Genomic DNA, 14466 nt, shown 5'->3' with positions numbered 1-14466 from the left:
GTGAACACGCGGCCGGCCGGCAGGTCGCCGAGCCAGCTCTGCGCGACGTCCTCGGTGGTCAGGCCATGCTCCCCGGGCCCGAAACGTTCCATCATCAGCAGCGCGAGGATCGCGAAGTTGATGTCGTCGTCCTCGGGCATCCCGTCGATGACCTCGCGCAGGCTGGTCGGCTTCGACCGCCGGTTCCACGGCCAGCGCCGCTGGATGTCGTCCGGTACGCCGGCCGCGGTGATGTACTGCGTGAGCGGCCACTGGCCGGAGCTCTCCAGGATCTCCCGGATGCCCGCGCGCGGGATCTTCTCGACCGGCTTGCCGAGCAGGTTCCCGGCGCACCGGCCGAGCCAGGCGTTCAGCGTGCGGGTCTCGAGGTCGGCCGGCATGCCCAGCGACGGAAGGTCCGGGACGGTGGGTTCACGCCAGTCCCCTGATCTGGCGTCAAGCACCTCCAGCAGTTCCCGGGCGAGCGCCCGCAGCGCCGGCGCGGCCGGCTCGTCGGAGGCCCCGGACACCGGCGCGTCCGTCGTACCCCCGGCCGCCAGCCAGCGCGCCTGCACGTCCGTGACGTCGATCCCCTCGGACCGCGCCTGCACCAACTGGTGCGGCAACAGATCCTCCGGCTGCACCCAGGTCAATCTCATCGCGTCAACTTCTCCAGTACTTCGCTCCGTAAGGCCCACCGACGGGCATCCGCTACCTGCAGGTCCGCGGCCACCGAAGCCATCACCCGGCCGGGCGCCAGCAGGTCCGTCTTACTCGCCTCGGCAATGTCTGTTGTCCAGTCCTGCGGCACGCCACTCAGTCCGTTCAAAGCGCCGGCAATCGCCCCTGCCATCGAAGCGATCGAGTCCGCGTCCCGCCCGTAGTTCGTCCCGCCGAGCACCGCGCGACGAACATCCCCCTCGGACACCAGCACGAAACCCAGCGCGACCGGCAGCTCTTCGATCGCCTTCGTCCGGCTCGGCCGCCGCGCATCCATGGACAGCTCGCGATAGTTCGGCCCGACCGTGTCGTACGGCTCGACCGCCTTCCGCAGGACCGGGATCGCCTGCTCCCAGTCGGTGATGTCCTGGGCCGCTTCGGCGACCGCCTCGACGGCCCTCCGAGTGCCGTCCTTGGCCAGCCCGAGCGCGGTCCCGACGGCGGACGCCGGGGTCGCCCCCGGCGCCATCGCGGCGGCGACGGCGGCCGCGAACACGCCGGCCGCCTCCCGCCCGTAGCTCGACTGGTGCGCGCCCGCGACGTCCAGCGCCTCGGCGTACGCGCCCTCGGGATCGCCCGCGTTGGCGATCCCGACCGGCGCCATGTACATCGCGGCACCGCAGTTCACGATGTTGCCGACACCGGCCTCGCGCGGGTCGACGTGCCCGTAGTGCAGGCGGGCGACCAGCCACTTCTCGGCCAGGAACACCCGCTGCAGCAGCAACGCGTCCGCCTCGAGCTCCGGGACCCAGCGGGTCCCGTTCAGCATCTTCGGCACCAGCGACTCGGCCACCGCGTAGGCGTCCAGGTGCGTCCGGCGTTCGTCGTACACCTCGACCAGCGCGTGCGTCATCAAGGTGTCGTCGGTGATGTGCCCGTCGCCCTTGTGGTACGGCGCGATCGGGCGCGCGGTGCGCCAGTCGTCGTACCACGGGCCGACGATGCCGGTCACCCAGCCGCCGTGCCGCTCCCGGATCGCCTCCGGGGTCCAGCCCTCGACGGCGCCGCCGATCGCGTCACCGACCGCGGCGCCGGCGAGCACGCCGACCGCCTTGTCTTCCAGTGCAGAAGGCATCAGTTGTTGACCTGGCCCCATCCGTCGCTCAGTTTCTTGCCCAGGGCCGCGAGGTCGGTCTTGTTCGCCAGGAACTCCTGGAACGCCGGCGTCGCGATCTGGTCCTTCCACTTCGGGTAGTTGTCCACGCTCTGGAACGGCGCCTTGGTGAGTTCGGTGCCGGAGGCAAGCGTCTGGGTCCAGCCGTTCTTGCCGCCGGTGGCCTTCTGGATCGCGTCCCGGGCCACCTGGGTGGTCGGGATCAGCCAGTCGCCCTGACCGACCGCGGCCAGGTTCTCGGCCTTCATGAAGTAGTCGATGAACTTCGCCGACTGCTCGATGTGCTTGCCCTCGGCCGGCACCGACAGGGTTTGCGGGTTCGCGGCCTGCTTGCTGCTGGTGCCCTTGAGCGGCGGCAGCACCTCCCACTGGAAGCCCTTCGGGGCCTCCTCGGCGATCTGCTGCGCGACGTAGTTGCCCGCGACAATCATCCCGTACTTGCCGGCGTAGAAGCCCGGCAGTACGTCGGTACCGCCCTGGGTCAGCGAGGTCGGCTCGATCGACTTGTCGTCGTAGGCCATCGCGTGGATCCGCTTCGGCACCTCGAGCTCGGCGTCGCCGACGATCGCCTTGGCGTTCTGGCCGGTGCCGTCGAAGTACTTCGCGTCGAAGTTCAGGCCGAGGTTCAGCATCGTCGCGGTCGGGCTCTTCAGGCCCCAGCCGAGACCGTACTTGCCGCCCGCGGTCAGCTTCTTCGCGTCCGCGGCCAGGTCGTCCCAGCTCAGCGAGGCACCGGTCGCGGTGATCCCGGCCGCCTTGAGCATCGCGGTGTTGCCGAACACGACGTACGACTGCAGCAGCGTCGGCGCGCCGTAGATCTTGCCGTCCTTGGAGGTGGTGTCCCAGACGCCCTGCGGGACCGCGTCCTTGGTCTCCTTGCTCAGGTACGGCGAGAGGTCCGCGAGGTAGCCCTGGTTGACGAATCCGGTGATGTCCGCGGACTCGTCGTGGATGATGTCCGGCGCGGTGCCGCCCTGGAACTGCGTCACCAGCTGGTCGTGGACCGAGTCCCAGCTGCCCTGGACGTACTCGACCTGGATGTTCGGATTGGCGGCATTCCAATCGGCGACGATCTTCTTGGTCGCCGCGACGGTCGTCTTCTGGAAGGCGAGGCTCTGGAACTTGAGCGTCACCTTCTCGTTCGACCCTGAACCCGAGCTGTTGTTGCCGTTGCTGTTGCCCCCGCAGGCCGCGAGCGCCACCAGTGCGCCCGCCGCCATCAGAGCGGTCACTACTTTCTTCATTGCATCTCCTCAGGGATGGGGCTAGCCCTTTACGGCGCCGCTCAGCAGGCCGGAGGTCAACCGGCGCTGGAGGAAGGCGAAGAACACGAGACTTGGCACGGTCGCGAGGACCGAGGCGGCTGCCAAGGGACCGAACTGCACCTGGCCCTCGGCACCGACGAAGCGGGCGAGCACCAGCGGAAGTGTCTTGAGCTGCGGGTCCTGCAGCAGCACCAGCGCGAAGAAGAACTCGTTCCACGCCGAGATGAAGGTGAACATCGCGGTCGCGATCAGCCCGGGCCTCAGCAGCGGCATCACGATCGAGACGATCGTGCGCAGTCGCGAGGCGCCGTCCACGGACGCGGCCTCCTCCAGCTCGCGCGGTACGGCGGCGACGTACCCCTGCAGCATCCACAGCGCGAACGGGAGCGACCAGACCATGTACACGATCACCACGCCGGGGATCGTGTTGGTCAGGTGCAGCGGGCGCAGGATCATGAACAGCGGGATCACGATCAGAATCACCGGGAACACCTGGCTGACCAGGATCCAGCCGTTCGTCAGCGGCCGCAACCGGCTGCGGAACCGGGCCAGCGCGTACGAGACCGGGAGCGCGACGATCAGCACCAGGATCGTGCTGTAGATCGAGATCTGCAGACTGTTGACCAGCCCACGGACCAGGCCCTGCTCGCTCAGCGCGTCGCTGTAGTTCGACAGGTCGAAGTGCTTCGGCAGGATCGAAGGCGTGATGCTCGCGAACTCCTGCGGCGACTTCAGCGAGCTGGAGATCAACCACAGCAACGGGAAGCCGAGGAAGACCAGGTACGCGATCACCGCGACGTACTGCAGGACGCGGGCGGCGGGTTTCGTCCTCATGCTTCGCTCCGCAGGCGGTTCCGCAGGTAGAAGAACAGGAACAGGATGATGATGACCACCATCACGTCACCCATCGCGGCGGCCATCCCGAAGTTGCCGTAGCGGAACGCCTCGTTGTACGCGAACAGCATCGGCAGCATGGTCTTGCCGCCCGGGCCGCCGGCGGTCAGGACGTAGACCAGGCCGAACGAGTTGAAGTTCCAGATCATGTCCAGGCTGGTGATCGCGACGATCACGGTCCGCAGCTGCGGGAGCGTGATGTTCCAGAACTGGCGCCACGCGCCCGCGCCGTCGACCGCGGCCGCTTCGTACAGGGTGCGGTCGATGCCTTGCAGGCCGGCCAGCAGCGTGACCGTGGTCATCGGCATGCCGACCCAGATCCCGACCACGATCACGGCCGGCAGCGCCGTACTGAAATCGCCGAGGAAGTTGATCGGGTGGTCGGTGAGGTGCAGCTTCTGCAGGATCTCGTTGACCGGGCCGTTCGTCGGGTGCAGCAGCAGGCGCCACATGATCGCGACGACGACCGGAGGCATCGCCCACGGGATCAGTGCGAGGGTACGGGCGACGCCGCGGAACTTCAGGTCGGTGTTCAGCAGCAGCGCGAGGCCGAGCGCGGCGACGAACTGCAGGATCGTGACCGACAACGTCCAGATCACGCCGATCCGGAACGAGTCCCAGAACAGGTTGTTCTGCAGGAGTTTGGCGAAGTTGCCGAAGCCGACGAAGTTCGTCTGCACGTGCAGGCCGGCGCGAGCATCGGTGAAGCCCAGCGCGATGCCGCGGATCAGCGGGTAGACACTGAGGATCAGCACCGGCAGCAACGCGGGCAGGAACAGCAGGATCGCTTCCCTGTTCTGCTTGGGTTTCCCCGGCTTCTTCTTCACCGGCGCCGGCGCGGTCAGGGTCGCCGTCACGGGGTGGACCTCCTGATACTCAGCGACGGCTGGACGACGATCCGCCGCGGCGTCCGCTCGTTGTCCTCGATCCGCGCCAGCAGCAACTCGGCCGCCCGCCGTCCCCGCTCCGCGGACCCGAGATTCACACTCGTCAACGGCGGAAAACTCTGCTCAGCCAACTCACTGTCGTCCATCCCCACCACAGCAACGTCGTCCGGTACGTCGAGCCCAGCCGCCGCCAGCTGGTGCATCAGACCCACTGCCAGCAGATCGTTGGCACACACCACCGCGTCAAACCCACTGTTCTTCAGCAGTTCCGGGGCCGCGATGCGGCTGGCGGCGAAGGTGAAGTCGCTCGCTTCGGCAAGCGCGGCGGGCTCCAGGTCGTGAGCCTTCAAGGCTTCGGCGAAGCCCTTCGCGCGGGCTGCGCCAGGGACCGTGTCGGCGGGGCCGTTCAAGAAGGCGATTCGCGTGCGGCCCCGGGAGACCAGATGGTCCACGGCGAGGAGCATGCCCTTCGGGGAGTTCGCCCGTACCGTGTCGACGCCGGCCCTGGACGGGACGCTACCGGCCACCACCACGGGTACCTCGCACGCGCGGATCGCCTTCACCAGGTCCTCGTCGACGCGGATCGGGCTGATCAGCAGCCCGTCGGCATACCCGCGTGCCATCCCCTGCACCAGCGCGACCTCGTCGACGACCTCCGGTCCGGTCGTGGTCACCACCAGCCGGTACCCGGCCGCGGACACGACCTCCTCGACGGCCCGCATCATCGTCACGTACACCGGGTTCCCGACATCCGCGACCGCGAGCGTCAGCTGGAACGTCCGCCCGACCTTCAGCGACCGCGCTCGCGCGTCCGGTACGTATCCGAGCTCGGCGACCGCCCGCCGGACCCGCTCGGTCATCTCCTCGGTGGCCGGCAGCCCGTTCAGCACGCGCGACACCGACGCCACCGAGACCCCGGCCGCCCGGGCCACCCCAGCGATCGTCGGACGACTCACGCCGACCTCCTGTAATCGTTCTTGTAATCGTTTACACGCCCGAGCCTAGGTCGCCGCCCGCTCCCCGTCAACACAGCACGGTCCGCAGCGGACACCGCTGCGGACCGTGCAATCGAACTGTTATCTCAACAACGCGTACTCAGTTGTGGGTTCGGCAGGACCGGACTCGTCGACGTCCCGCCGAAGCGGGCCAGATCCGGTACGCCGTACTGTGCCGTCTCGCCGAACGTCTGCTTGGTCCGGTTCGCGATCACGTTGCCGAAGTTCCACACGCACACGCCCGACCCCAGCGACGACCGTCCGAGGGTCCAGAACGGGTAGAACGCGGCCCCTACCGGCTTCGCCGTACAGCCAGCCCCGGTCTGGGTGTTGCAGAGGATCTCCGACGCACCCACGTTGGTCTCGAACTGGACGGACGGATAGGTGTGCCCGCCGCCGGTGAACGGCCCGAGATACTCGAACGATCCCGGATGCGCCGCCGTACCGTCCGGCCAGCCGGGCTGGTACGACGACCCGTCGAAGTCCAGGTCACCGTTCTCGAACACGTTCTCCTGGCATCCGGCGATCGGCCACCGTTCGACCACCGCCTTGCCGTTCACGATCGTGGTCCGCGGACCGGCGATCATGCAGTTCGCACCGGAGAACTCACAGTTCACGCCACTCGCCGAGTCGTTCGTCGGGCAGGCGGCGCCGGTCTCGGTGGTCGCGTTCTGGCAGATCCCGGTCGCCGGGTTGCACGGCCCCTCACCGGAACCGTTGCCTTCGGCACCACCGTTGCAGACCTGGTACACGTTCGGGTCCGAGAAGCTCTGCCCGTTCGCGAAGGTCTCCTTGACGGGCAGCGGACTCGACACGCTGGAGCACGCCTCGAAGTGGCCGAGCTCGTCCTGCATCAGTACGCCGCCTTCGAGCGCGGCCCACGGCACCTGGTTCTGCTGCTGCGCGCTGCTGAACTCGGGGTGGAAGTCGAACGGCGTCCCGCTGCAGTCCGCGATGCTCGTGTTCATGAAGCCGTTCGCCGCACTGGCCACGATCCACCCGGTGCGGCCCGTACTGAGATCGTTGATTTCAGCAAGTAAGCCGTGCGCTGTATCGCGCATCACCACCCGGAGTACGTCGCCCTGCCGCATCTTCAGGGTCTTGTTGTTCGGTGTCAGCGTCGACACGTCGGTGAGCTGCGGACTCGGCGGACCGGACGGCACCCCGTCGGTCTGCAGGTACGAGAAGTTCACCGGCTCGATGCAGTTGTTGTTGCAGGTCGCGAAGCCGAACGTACAGCTCAGGCTGTCGATCGTCAGCGCCGCGCACCAGTGGCCCGCGTCGCAGCTCGGCCCGTCGACGAACGGCCCGAACCCCGGCGGGTAGAACTGCAGCTCCATGAACGCGGAGCCGGCCGCGTTCGGATCGTTGATCGCGGAGCCGTTGGTGTCGCTGTTCGCCGTACAGGCGTTCTGCGGATACGACTTCGGGTCGCACAGCGGCAGCCCGAACCAGGGCGCCGGGCTGAGCTCGGCGTACTTGGTGACTGTCTTGCCGTCCACCGTCGGCGTGGCCTTCGGGTCCTTGGCGAGCCGCATCAGGTAGCTGATGTCGTTCGCGCTGCCCGGCCGGCTCGAGATGAACTTGACCGACGGCTCGTCATGGCCGATGTAGTGCTCGTTGTCCTCGAACCGCCAGGGCACTCCGTTCTTGTCGACGGTCACCGGGTCGGTGCACAGGCCACCGAGTCCGTGCTTGACCGCTGTGTACTTCGGGCTGAACCCGTTGCAGTCCATCATCCCGGTCGCGTTCGGCTTGACCCCACCCGAAGTCGCCCCCGAACCCGCAGCTGTCGCCTGCCATCCCAGAGCCGGCATCATCGCGATCGCGAGTGTGATGACGGCGGCACCTATCCCCCAGCGAGAATGCATTCCGCGCATCGGCGTGCCTCCACCCCGCAGAAAGAGGGGCCCCAGGCTGGGCCGGCGACGGCTCAGGGCCCCCTTGTGGACCGCCGTCGGTGCAACAAGCCCAGGCTTATTCCTCGCTGTCACCCACTGTCAATAGGTGAACACGCTTCTCAGCGGGCGCTCAGCAGGCGTCGCGGCGTCCTCGGCCGGCGCGTCAGTCTTCGTTCTCGTCGGCGCCGGGGCGCTCGGCCCACGGGGTTTCCTTGGCCGGCCGGACCACGATCACCTTGTCGCCGGCGGCAAGCACCGACACGTTCGAGTCGTAGTACCGGTGCACCTTGCCGTCCCGCACCACCGACACCACCCGGTCCGGCAGCGCGGACGGCGGCTTGCCGACCTCCCGCCCGAGCACCGGACGCTCGGCGACCTCGAGGCCCTCGCCGTACGTCAGCAGGTCCTCCATCACCTCGCCGAGGTTCGGGCTGACCGCGGACAGGCCGAGCAGCCGGCCGACCGCCTCCGACGACGTGACGACCGCGTCCGCGCCGCTCTGCCGGAGCAGCGGGACGTTGTCCTCCTCGCGGACCGCGACCACGATGTGCGCGTTCGGGTTCAGCTGCCGGACCGCCAGCGTGACCAGTACCGCCGAGTCGTCCCGGTCCGTCGTCACGATCACCTCGCGGGCCGACACCACCTCGGCACGCCGCAGTACCGTCCGGTTCGTCGCGTCGCCGTGGAACGCGGCCATCTGATCGTTGCCCGCGTCCCCGATCGCCTGCGCCCGCGGGTCGATCACCACGATGCTGTTGCGCTTCACACCGTTGCTGAGCAGGGTGTGCACCGCCGACCGGCCCTTGGTGCCGTAGCCGACGACGATGGTGTGGTCCTTCATCCGTTTCCTCCAGCGCGTGTCGCGCATGATCCGGCGACCCTCGTTGGCCAGCACTTCCAGTGTCGTACCGACCAGAACCACCAGGAACGCGATCCGCAGCGGCGTCACGATGAAGGCGTTCACCAGCCGGGCGCCGGGCGACACCGGAGTGATGTCGCCGTACCCGGTCGTGGTGAGCGTGACGGTGGCGTAGTAGATGCTGTCGATCAGGTCGACTTTGCCGTCGTAGCTGTCCCGGTACCCGTCACGGTCGACCACCACGATCAGCACCATCACGGTCAGCAGCCCCAGCGCGATCAGGAACCGGCTGAAGAGCTGAAAGAGCGGCGAGCGTGTGCTCGCGGGCAGGTTGACCAGCAGACCGTGGGGGTTCCGACCAGTGGGAAGGGGTGGCACGGTTCAGACGATATGGCACCGCGGGCCGATCCACCTCATGCGACAGGCTCCGGTCGGACAGTGCGACGCTCACCATCAGGCTGTCGCCGTCCCGGACCACCCGGGACCGCATCCGCAGCCGCTCCAGGGTGCGGAGCATCGCGTGGTTCTCCGGCTGCACCATGCAGACCACTCGATCGGCGCCGCGCTCGCGAGCTCCGTCGACCACCTGCCGCAGCAGCCGAAGGCCGAGACCCTGTCCCTGCCAGCCGTCTTCGACGAGTACGGCGACCTCCATCGTCGTACTGCCGAGCTCCTCCCACGGCGCCGCCGTCGCCATCCCGATCACCGCGCCGTCGACGCAGGCCACGATCGACACGCCACCGGCCGGTGCGGACAGGTGTCGCGCCGTACGGGCGGTCAGCTTCGGCATCGGTACGTGGTACCGGCGGGTGCGGCTCTCGTACGAGCACCGGTCGTGCATCGCGACGACCGCCTCGGCGTCCTCGACGGTCGCGGTTCTTGTGGTCGGCACGCCGGTACCGGGCCGCGGGCCGGCCGGTGTCTCGTACCGTTCGGCCAGCCGGCCGGCGATCTCCACCAGGACGTCGGCCCGCGCCCACTCGGCCGGCGTGTACTCGTCGAACCCCTGCAGGTTGCCGAGCTCGTCGTCCACGGACACCGGGTCGTCGATCAGCCGCAGTACGGCACGCAGGTACCGCGTCGGCGCGTCGTGGAGTACGTCGGCCTGACACGGGCGGACCGTCGTACGGACACAACCTGCCTCCGCGACCAGTGCGGCCAGGTCGTCGGCGCTCCAGCCGGCGCCGGTGGAGACGACCAATTCGTCGATCGCGCCGGACTCGGCGGTGAAGACCTCCAGGTGCAGGATGTTGATGTCGTCCGCACCACACCGTGCGGCGAGTTCGGCCAGGGCACCGGGCCGGTCGGCGAGTTCGGTCCTGATCTTCCAGAGCATGCGGACGCCCTCCCTCGTGGAAACGTCCCTCCACTGTGCGTCCCGCCTGTTGCCCGGCCGGGTCCGGGATGTTACGCGCGCGTCAACGTTTGCGGCGGATCCTCGGCAGATGCGGACGCCTGCTCGGCAGCACCACCGGGGTCTCGCGCTTGTCCAGGTCCGCGTGCCGGAGCAGCTCTGGGTACGTCGCCTGCGGTACGGCGGGGTACGTCGTGACGATCGCGTCGCCGGAGAACACGAAGAAGATCGCCTGGCCGTCCTTGATCACCTTGAGCAAGGTCCCGTCGCGCACCGTCGTCGCGTGCTCGAACGCCTTGCGGCGGGCGGTCCGCTTCGCCCAGGCGGCCTGCATCGCCTGCTGCGCGGGCTCGCGCCCGTGCCGGACCGCCTCGACCACCAGCGGCCCGTAGCGCACGCCGTACTTCACCAGGTTCTTGGCCAGCTGACTGTTCTTCCCCGCTCCACTCGCCATGGAACGAGGGTACTGACCTCAGCCGGTCACGGCGTCCAGTTGCGGGTAGGCGTCAGAGCACGTGCAGCTTGTCGAACGGTGACATGACGCGGAGTAGCTTGCCGCCGAGGTCGACCACCACCGCGTGGGTGCCCTCGACGGCGGTGATCCGGCCGATGCCCTCCCGGTCGTGGGAGACCCGGTCCCCCTCCTCGAACGTCTTGATCGGGGCAGCGACCCGGGGGCTGAAAGGACTCGTGGGCAGGTGACGACGCGTCGTCGCGCGAGAAGGCTCCATCAGAGGACCAGTATGCGCCCTGCTCCCCGGATCGCGCATTTCCCGCCGGAATTCGGCTTACGGCTTCCAGATGTACGGCACCGTCACCGACACCGGGCGCAGCCCCAGGCGGGCCAGGATGCCGCGGCTGTCCGGCGACGCGTCGACCTGCAGGTACTTGTAGCCCTGCGCGGCGGCGAGGTTCCGGCGGTACGCGACGTGCGCGCGGTAGATGCCCTTGCCGCGCCACTCCGCCAGCGTCGAGCCGCCCCACAGCGAGGCGAAGTCGGTGCCCCGGTGGAACCGGATCCAGGACCCGCAGACCATCTTCGGGTCGTCCTCGTCGGTCTCGGCCACCAGCACCGTGCCCGGCTCGTCGGCGTTCGCGATGTCCGCGCTCAGCGCCTCCGGCAGCCAGTCGTGCGAGTACCCCCAGACCTCTTCCTCCATCGCCTGCATCCGCTCCAGGTCGGCGCGCTCGGTGATCTCGCGCAGCCGGATCCCTTCCGGGAGTACGACCTCCCGCGGCAACTCGGTGACGTCGCCGATCAGGAGGCACTCCTCGTCCTCCGGCACGAACCCGGCCTTGGTCAGCCGCTGCGGAAGGTCTTCCGGCAGATCGTGCGTGTAGTACTTCCACTCGAACTTGGCTTTGCGCTCCCGGAAGAAGGCGACCTGTTCGGCGATCAGCTTGTCGAGCTCGGGACCGTCGACGCCACCGAGGTACTGCACGAACCCGTCGCCACGGAGGCCGATCTGCCGGATCAGCGCGCCGAGATGCTCGGCGGTACCGGTACTGGCGCCGCCGCGGCGGGTACGGATCTGCTGGTCGAACGCGGTCCGGAGCGCGAGCGCCTCCGGTGAGCTGTCGAGAGGAATCACGGGAATCAGTAGACCAGGGCGCGCAACCCGATTTCGCGGGTCGGCATGCGGGTGCCGGGCGGTTCAGGCACCATGGAGGCCGTGACCAGCCCCAATCCACGACGGCCGATCCTGCCCGGCAACAAGCTGTTCGAGTCGCTGCCCGGTGCCGCCGACCCGGCGACCGTGACCGAGGCCGCGCACCGCACCGCCGAACTGCTGGTCCGCGGCGTACGCAAGTCCGAGGACGCCGAGGTCCACGCCCGGGTGGTCAAACTCGCCGACGAGTACGGCCTCGACGAACTCGCCGAACTCTGGTCCGACTCCCCCGCCGACTCGCTCCCCGGGGCGCTCTGGCGGCTGTACGTCCTGCGCTCCTGGGTGCACGCGAACGCCGAGGAAGTGTCCCGCGAGTTCACCACCGGCCGCGAGTACGCCGAAGTCCACGCCGTCGTCGCCGGCGTCGCCGAACCCCCCGGCCCCGCCGAGGTCCGCGACATGGTCGACGCCGTACTGCGCGGCGTCGCGACCGGCGACTTCGCCACCACCCTCGACCGCGCCGCCGCCTTCGCCCGGATCATCGCCACCGGCCGCGCCCACCTCGCCGACGACGGCCACGACCGCGTCCTGTCCGCCGCCAAACTGGTCGAGACCGCAGACCAACTCGAAACCGCCGCCCGCGCGGAACGCGCCGGACACCTCTGGTAGTTGCACGCCGGGCGCTCTGGTGTTATAGCGTCCCGGACCCCGGAATCCCCACAGGACAAGGCGTTTGAGCACCCGCTACACTGTTCGAGGTGTCGGGCCGGTGCAAGCCCCGGGTCCCAAAATAAGCCGCTACGAGCGGCCACGCGCCGTGAGGCGCTTCCCGGCCCGACGCCACCATCTTTCACCCCTCGGCGGGTAACCACTCGGTGCGCGCCATCACCCCCGGCGGGTGACCACTTGGTGCACGTGGTGCACCGACTGGCGAGCATGGTGGGTAAGCATGTGTGGTGACGGGTGGGGGTAATCGCCCCCGCGTGCTGCGCAGGCACTCCGGTCGCTCCGCTCCCTCCCGCCCACCGGCTTAGCGCCGGCAGTGCCCGGCTGACGCCGGGAGTCGCGAGCTACCGCTCGCGGGTGACTACTAGGCGGACGCGCTACGCGTGGCCGAACGTGGTGAGTGGTGTATGTGGTGCAGCCACCGGGTGAACGCGGTTTGTGAGCGTATGTGGGTGACGGGTGGACGTGGGTGACAGGTGGACGTGGGTGACAGGTGGACGTGGTAGCCCCCCGCGTGCTCCGCAGGCGCTCCGGTCGCTCCGCTCCCTCCCGCACCCGCTCCGCGCGCTCCCACCCACCCACCGGCTTAGCGCCGGTAAGTGCCCGGCTGGCGCCGGGAGTTGCGAGCTGCCGCTCGCGAGTGACAGTTAGGCGGACCTGCTACGTGAGGCCGAACGTGGTGAGTGGCGCATGTGGTCCCCAGACCGGGTGGACGTGGTTTATGAGCGGATGTCGGTGACAGGTGGACCTGGGTGATGGGTGGACCTGGGTGACGGGTGGGCCTGGGTGACGGGTGATGTAGTAACCCCCGAGTAGGAGTGACTACTAGGCGGACGTGCTGCGTGCGGCCGACCGTGGCGAGTGGTGCATGTGGTGCACCGACTGGGTGGACCTGGTAGTGACCAGGTGTGGTGACAGGTGGATGCATCACCCCCATGTCCTGCCCAGGATCCACAGCACCGTCTCGTCCATCGCGCCGGGGCCACGTTGACACGCTCGCAGTCCGCTCTGGGCAGCCGCGCCGGACGTAGGCATCGGCGAGGAGCTGAAAGAAGGTTTCAGCCGTCGCGGCCCTGCCAGGTGGTTACGCAGGCTTCGTTGCCCTCCGGGTCGGCGAGCACCCAGAAAGCGGGGGCACGCGTCGCGGACACAAGTCGGCCGCCGGCCGCCAGGGCGGTCTCGATGCGCCGGGATGCCTCGTCATGCGGAACACAGACGTCGAAATGGATGCGATTGCGCTGCGGGCGCGCCTCGTTCATCTGCTGGAACCAGACGGCCGGGCCCTGCCCCACGGGGTCGATAAGCGGATCCTCCGGTCCGTCGGCACCAGCCTCATCGGTATAGCCAAGCACCGCCTTCCAGAACGGCCGAATACGGGCTATGTCCAAAGCATCGATCGCGATCTCCAGAATCTGGACCGATCGCGGTGCCGTCGTTCCGATCCCAGGTTCCGTCCGAAGCCCGGCCCTGTCCACAGTGGAAGAGATCTGGAGCGCGAGTTCGACATCCCGGGTGGTAACCGCCGCGTGCTTCAACGACTGCAGAGTGAGGACGAGCCGGTCAGCGCGGGCATCAACCACGAGATGCCCATCGGCGTCGCCGCCGCACACCGCCACAGCGTCCGCTGCGAGGCCGATCGCCCCAACCAACGACTCAACCGAGACCGACGTGCGCAACGTGCCCAGCAAGAAGCGCCACCCGGAGTCCTCGACCGCCTCCGACGCTTCCTGCCGACTCAGTACCTGCTCCATGGCAGCATCCTTGCAGCCCACACTGTCAGTCCCACCAACCGTTCCTCCTGAAACAGTCTCTGGTGCATGCGCCGCAGGCCTAATAACGCTGGTACTGGCGGCTGTTCCACAGGGCAGTCAAAAGACGTACGGACAGTGGCATCACCGCCACTGGCTCTGACCGTGTTCTCTGACGTCAGATCTCCGTGAATTGTGACGGCACCCGGTGGTTGGGCCGGAAGTTGTCAGCCAATTTTGACGTCACTGACGCTGGTGACGCCGTTTGCCAAGGCCGCAGGCTTCAACATGCAGGAGGCCTCCGTAGATCGGCTCTCGTGGGGCACGCGGACTTGCATCAGGCTGCAACGGTCTGCATCTTCCAAATCGGCTCGAGTGCTCGTAACATCGCGATGGGGCAGAACGTGTCTAGAC

13 protein-coding genes and 1 pseudogene are annotated in these 14466 nt (G+C 68.2%); 1 reads left to right on the top strand and 13 read right to left on the bottom strand.

Annotation, left to right across the window (positions count from 1 at the left end; genetic code table 11):
* The 12 genes and pseudogenes from VFF46_RS36595 to VFF46_RS36540 all read right to left on the bottom strand — a co-directional run.
* Positions 1 to 638, bottom strand: a pseudogene (locus tag VFF46_RS36595) (ADP-ribosylglycohydrolase family protein); the annotation flags it as partial.
* A complete protein-coding gene (locus VFF46_RS36590; protein ID WP_325041850.1) occupies positions 635 to 1774 on the bottom strand; it encodes an ADP-ribosylglycohydrolase family protein in 1140 nt (379 codons plus the stop codon). The gene VFF46_RS36590 and the pseudogene VFF46_RS36595, both read right to left, overlap by 4 nt.
* The gene (locus VFF46_RS36585; RefSeq protein WP_325041849.1) at positions 1774 to 3057 is read right to left on the bottom strand and encodes a sugar ABC transporter substrate-binding protein; all 1284 of its coding nucleotides are present in this window, start codon (positions 3055 to 3057) and stop codon (positions 1774 to 1776) included. The genes VFF46_RS36590 and VFF46_RS36585 overlap by 1 nt, the downstream gene beginning before the upstream one ends.
* A 21-nt stretch (positions 3058 to 3078) precedes the next feature.
* Positions 3079 to 3912 (bottom strand): carbohydrate ABC transporter permease, encoded by an 834-nt coding sequence (locus VFF46_RS36580; RefSeq protein ID WP_325041848.1) that lies wholly within the window; start codon positions 3910 to 3912, stop codon positions 3079 to 3081.
* Positions 3909 to 4829 carry a sugar ABC transporter permease gene (locus VFF46_RS36575; protein WP_325041847.1) on the bottom strand — a complete coding sequence of 307 codons (921 nt, stop codon included), beginning with the start codon at positions 4827 to 4829 and terminating at the stop codon, positions 3909 to 3911. The genes VFF46_RS36580 and VFF46_RS36575 overlap by 4 nt, the downstream gene beginning before the upstream one ends.
* Positions 4826 to 5815, bottom strand: coding sequence for a LacI family DNA-binding transcriptional regulator (locus tag VFF46_RS36570; protein WP_325041846.1), 990 nt, complete (start codon positions 5813 to 5815; stop codon positions 4826 to 4828). The genes VFF46_RS36575 and VFF46_RS36570 overlap by 4 nt, the downstream gene beginning before the upstream one ends.
* A 125-nt stretch (positions 5816 to 5940) precedes the next feature.
* Entirely contained in the window at positions 5941 to 7734 is a 1794-nt protein-coding gene (locus VFF46_RS36565) for a hypothetical protein (protein ID WP_325041845.1), read from the bottom strand.
* A gap of 184 nt (positions 7735 to 7918) precedes the next feature.
* Positions 7919 to 8869, bottom strand: coding sequence for a potassium channel family protein (locus tag VFF46_RS36560; protein WP_325041844.1), 951 nt, complete (start codon positions 8867 to 8869; stop codon positions 7919 to 7921).
* Positions 8841 to 9950, bottom strand: a complete 1110-nt coding sequence (locus VFF46_RS36555) for a GNAT family N-acetyltransferase (protein WP_325041843.1) — start codon at positions 9948 to 9950, stop codon at positions 8841 to 8843. Before VFF46_RS36555 ends, VFF46_RS36560 begins: the two co-directional genes overlap by 29 nt.
* Positions 9951 to 10032: 82 nt before the next feature.
* Complete coding sequence (locus tag VFF46_RS36550; protein ID WP_325041842.1) at positions 10033 to 10422, bottom strand: hypothetical protein; 390 nt, start codon at positions 10420 to 10422, stop codon at positions 10033 to 10035.
* A gap of 52 nt (positions 10423 to 10474) precedes the next feature.
* Entirely contained in the window at positions 10475 to 10699 is a 225-nt protein-coding gene (locus VFF46_RS36545) for a hypothetical protein (RefSeq protein WP_325041841.1), read from the bottom strand.
* Positions 10700 to 10756: 57 nt separating this feature from the next.
* Positions 10757 to 11560, bottom strand: a complete 804-nt coding sequence (locus VFF46_RS36540; RefSeq protein WP_325041840.1) for a GNAT family N-acetyltransferase — start codon at positions 11558 to 11560, stop codon at positions 10757 to 10759.
* 81 nt (positions 11561 to 11641) lie between these two features.
* Between VFF46_RS36540 and VFF46_RS36535 the strand changes: the two genes are divergently transcribed.
* Entirely contained in the window at positions 11642 to 12247 is a 606-nt protein-coding gene (locus tag VFF46_RS36535; RefSeq protein WP_325041839.1) for a hypothetical protein, read from the top strand.
* A gap of 1115 nt (positions 12248 to 13362) precedes the next feature.
* Here VFF46_RS36535 and VFF46_RS36530 read toward each other — a convergent pair.
* Entirely contained in the window at positions 13363 to 14055 is a 693-nt protein-coding gene (locus VFF46_RS36530) for a VOC family protein (protein WP_325041838.1), read from the bottom strand.
* Between the last annotated feature and the right edge of the window lie 411 nt (positions 14056 to 14466).

This window comes from Kribbella sp. (genome assembly GCF_035655035.1).
GTDB lineage: Bacteria > Actinomycetota > Actinomycetes > Propionibacteriales > Kribbellaceae > Kribbella.
This window is presented reverse-complemented; position numbering and strand designations above follow the sequence as displayed.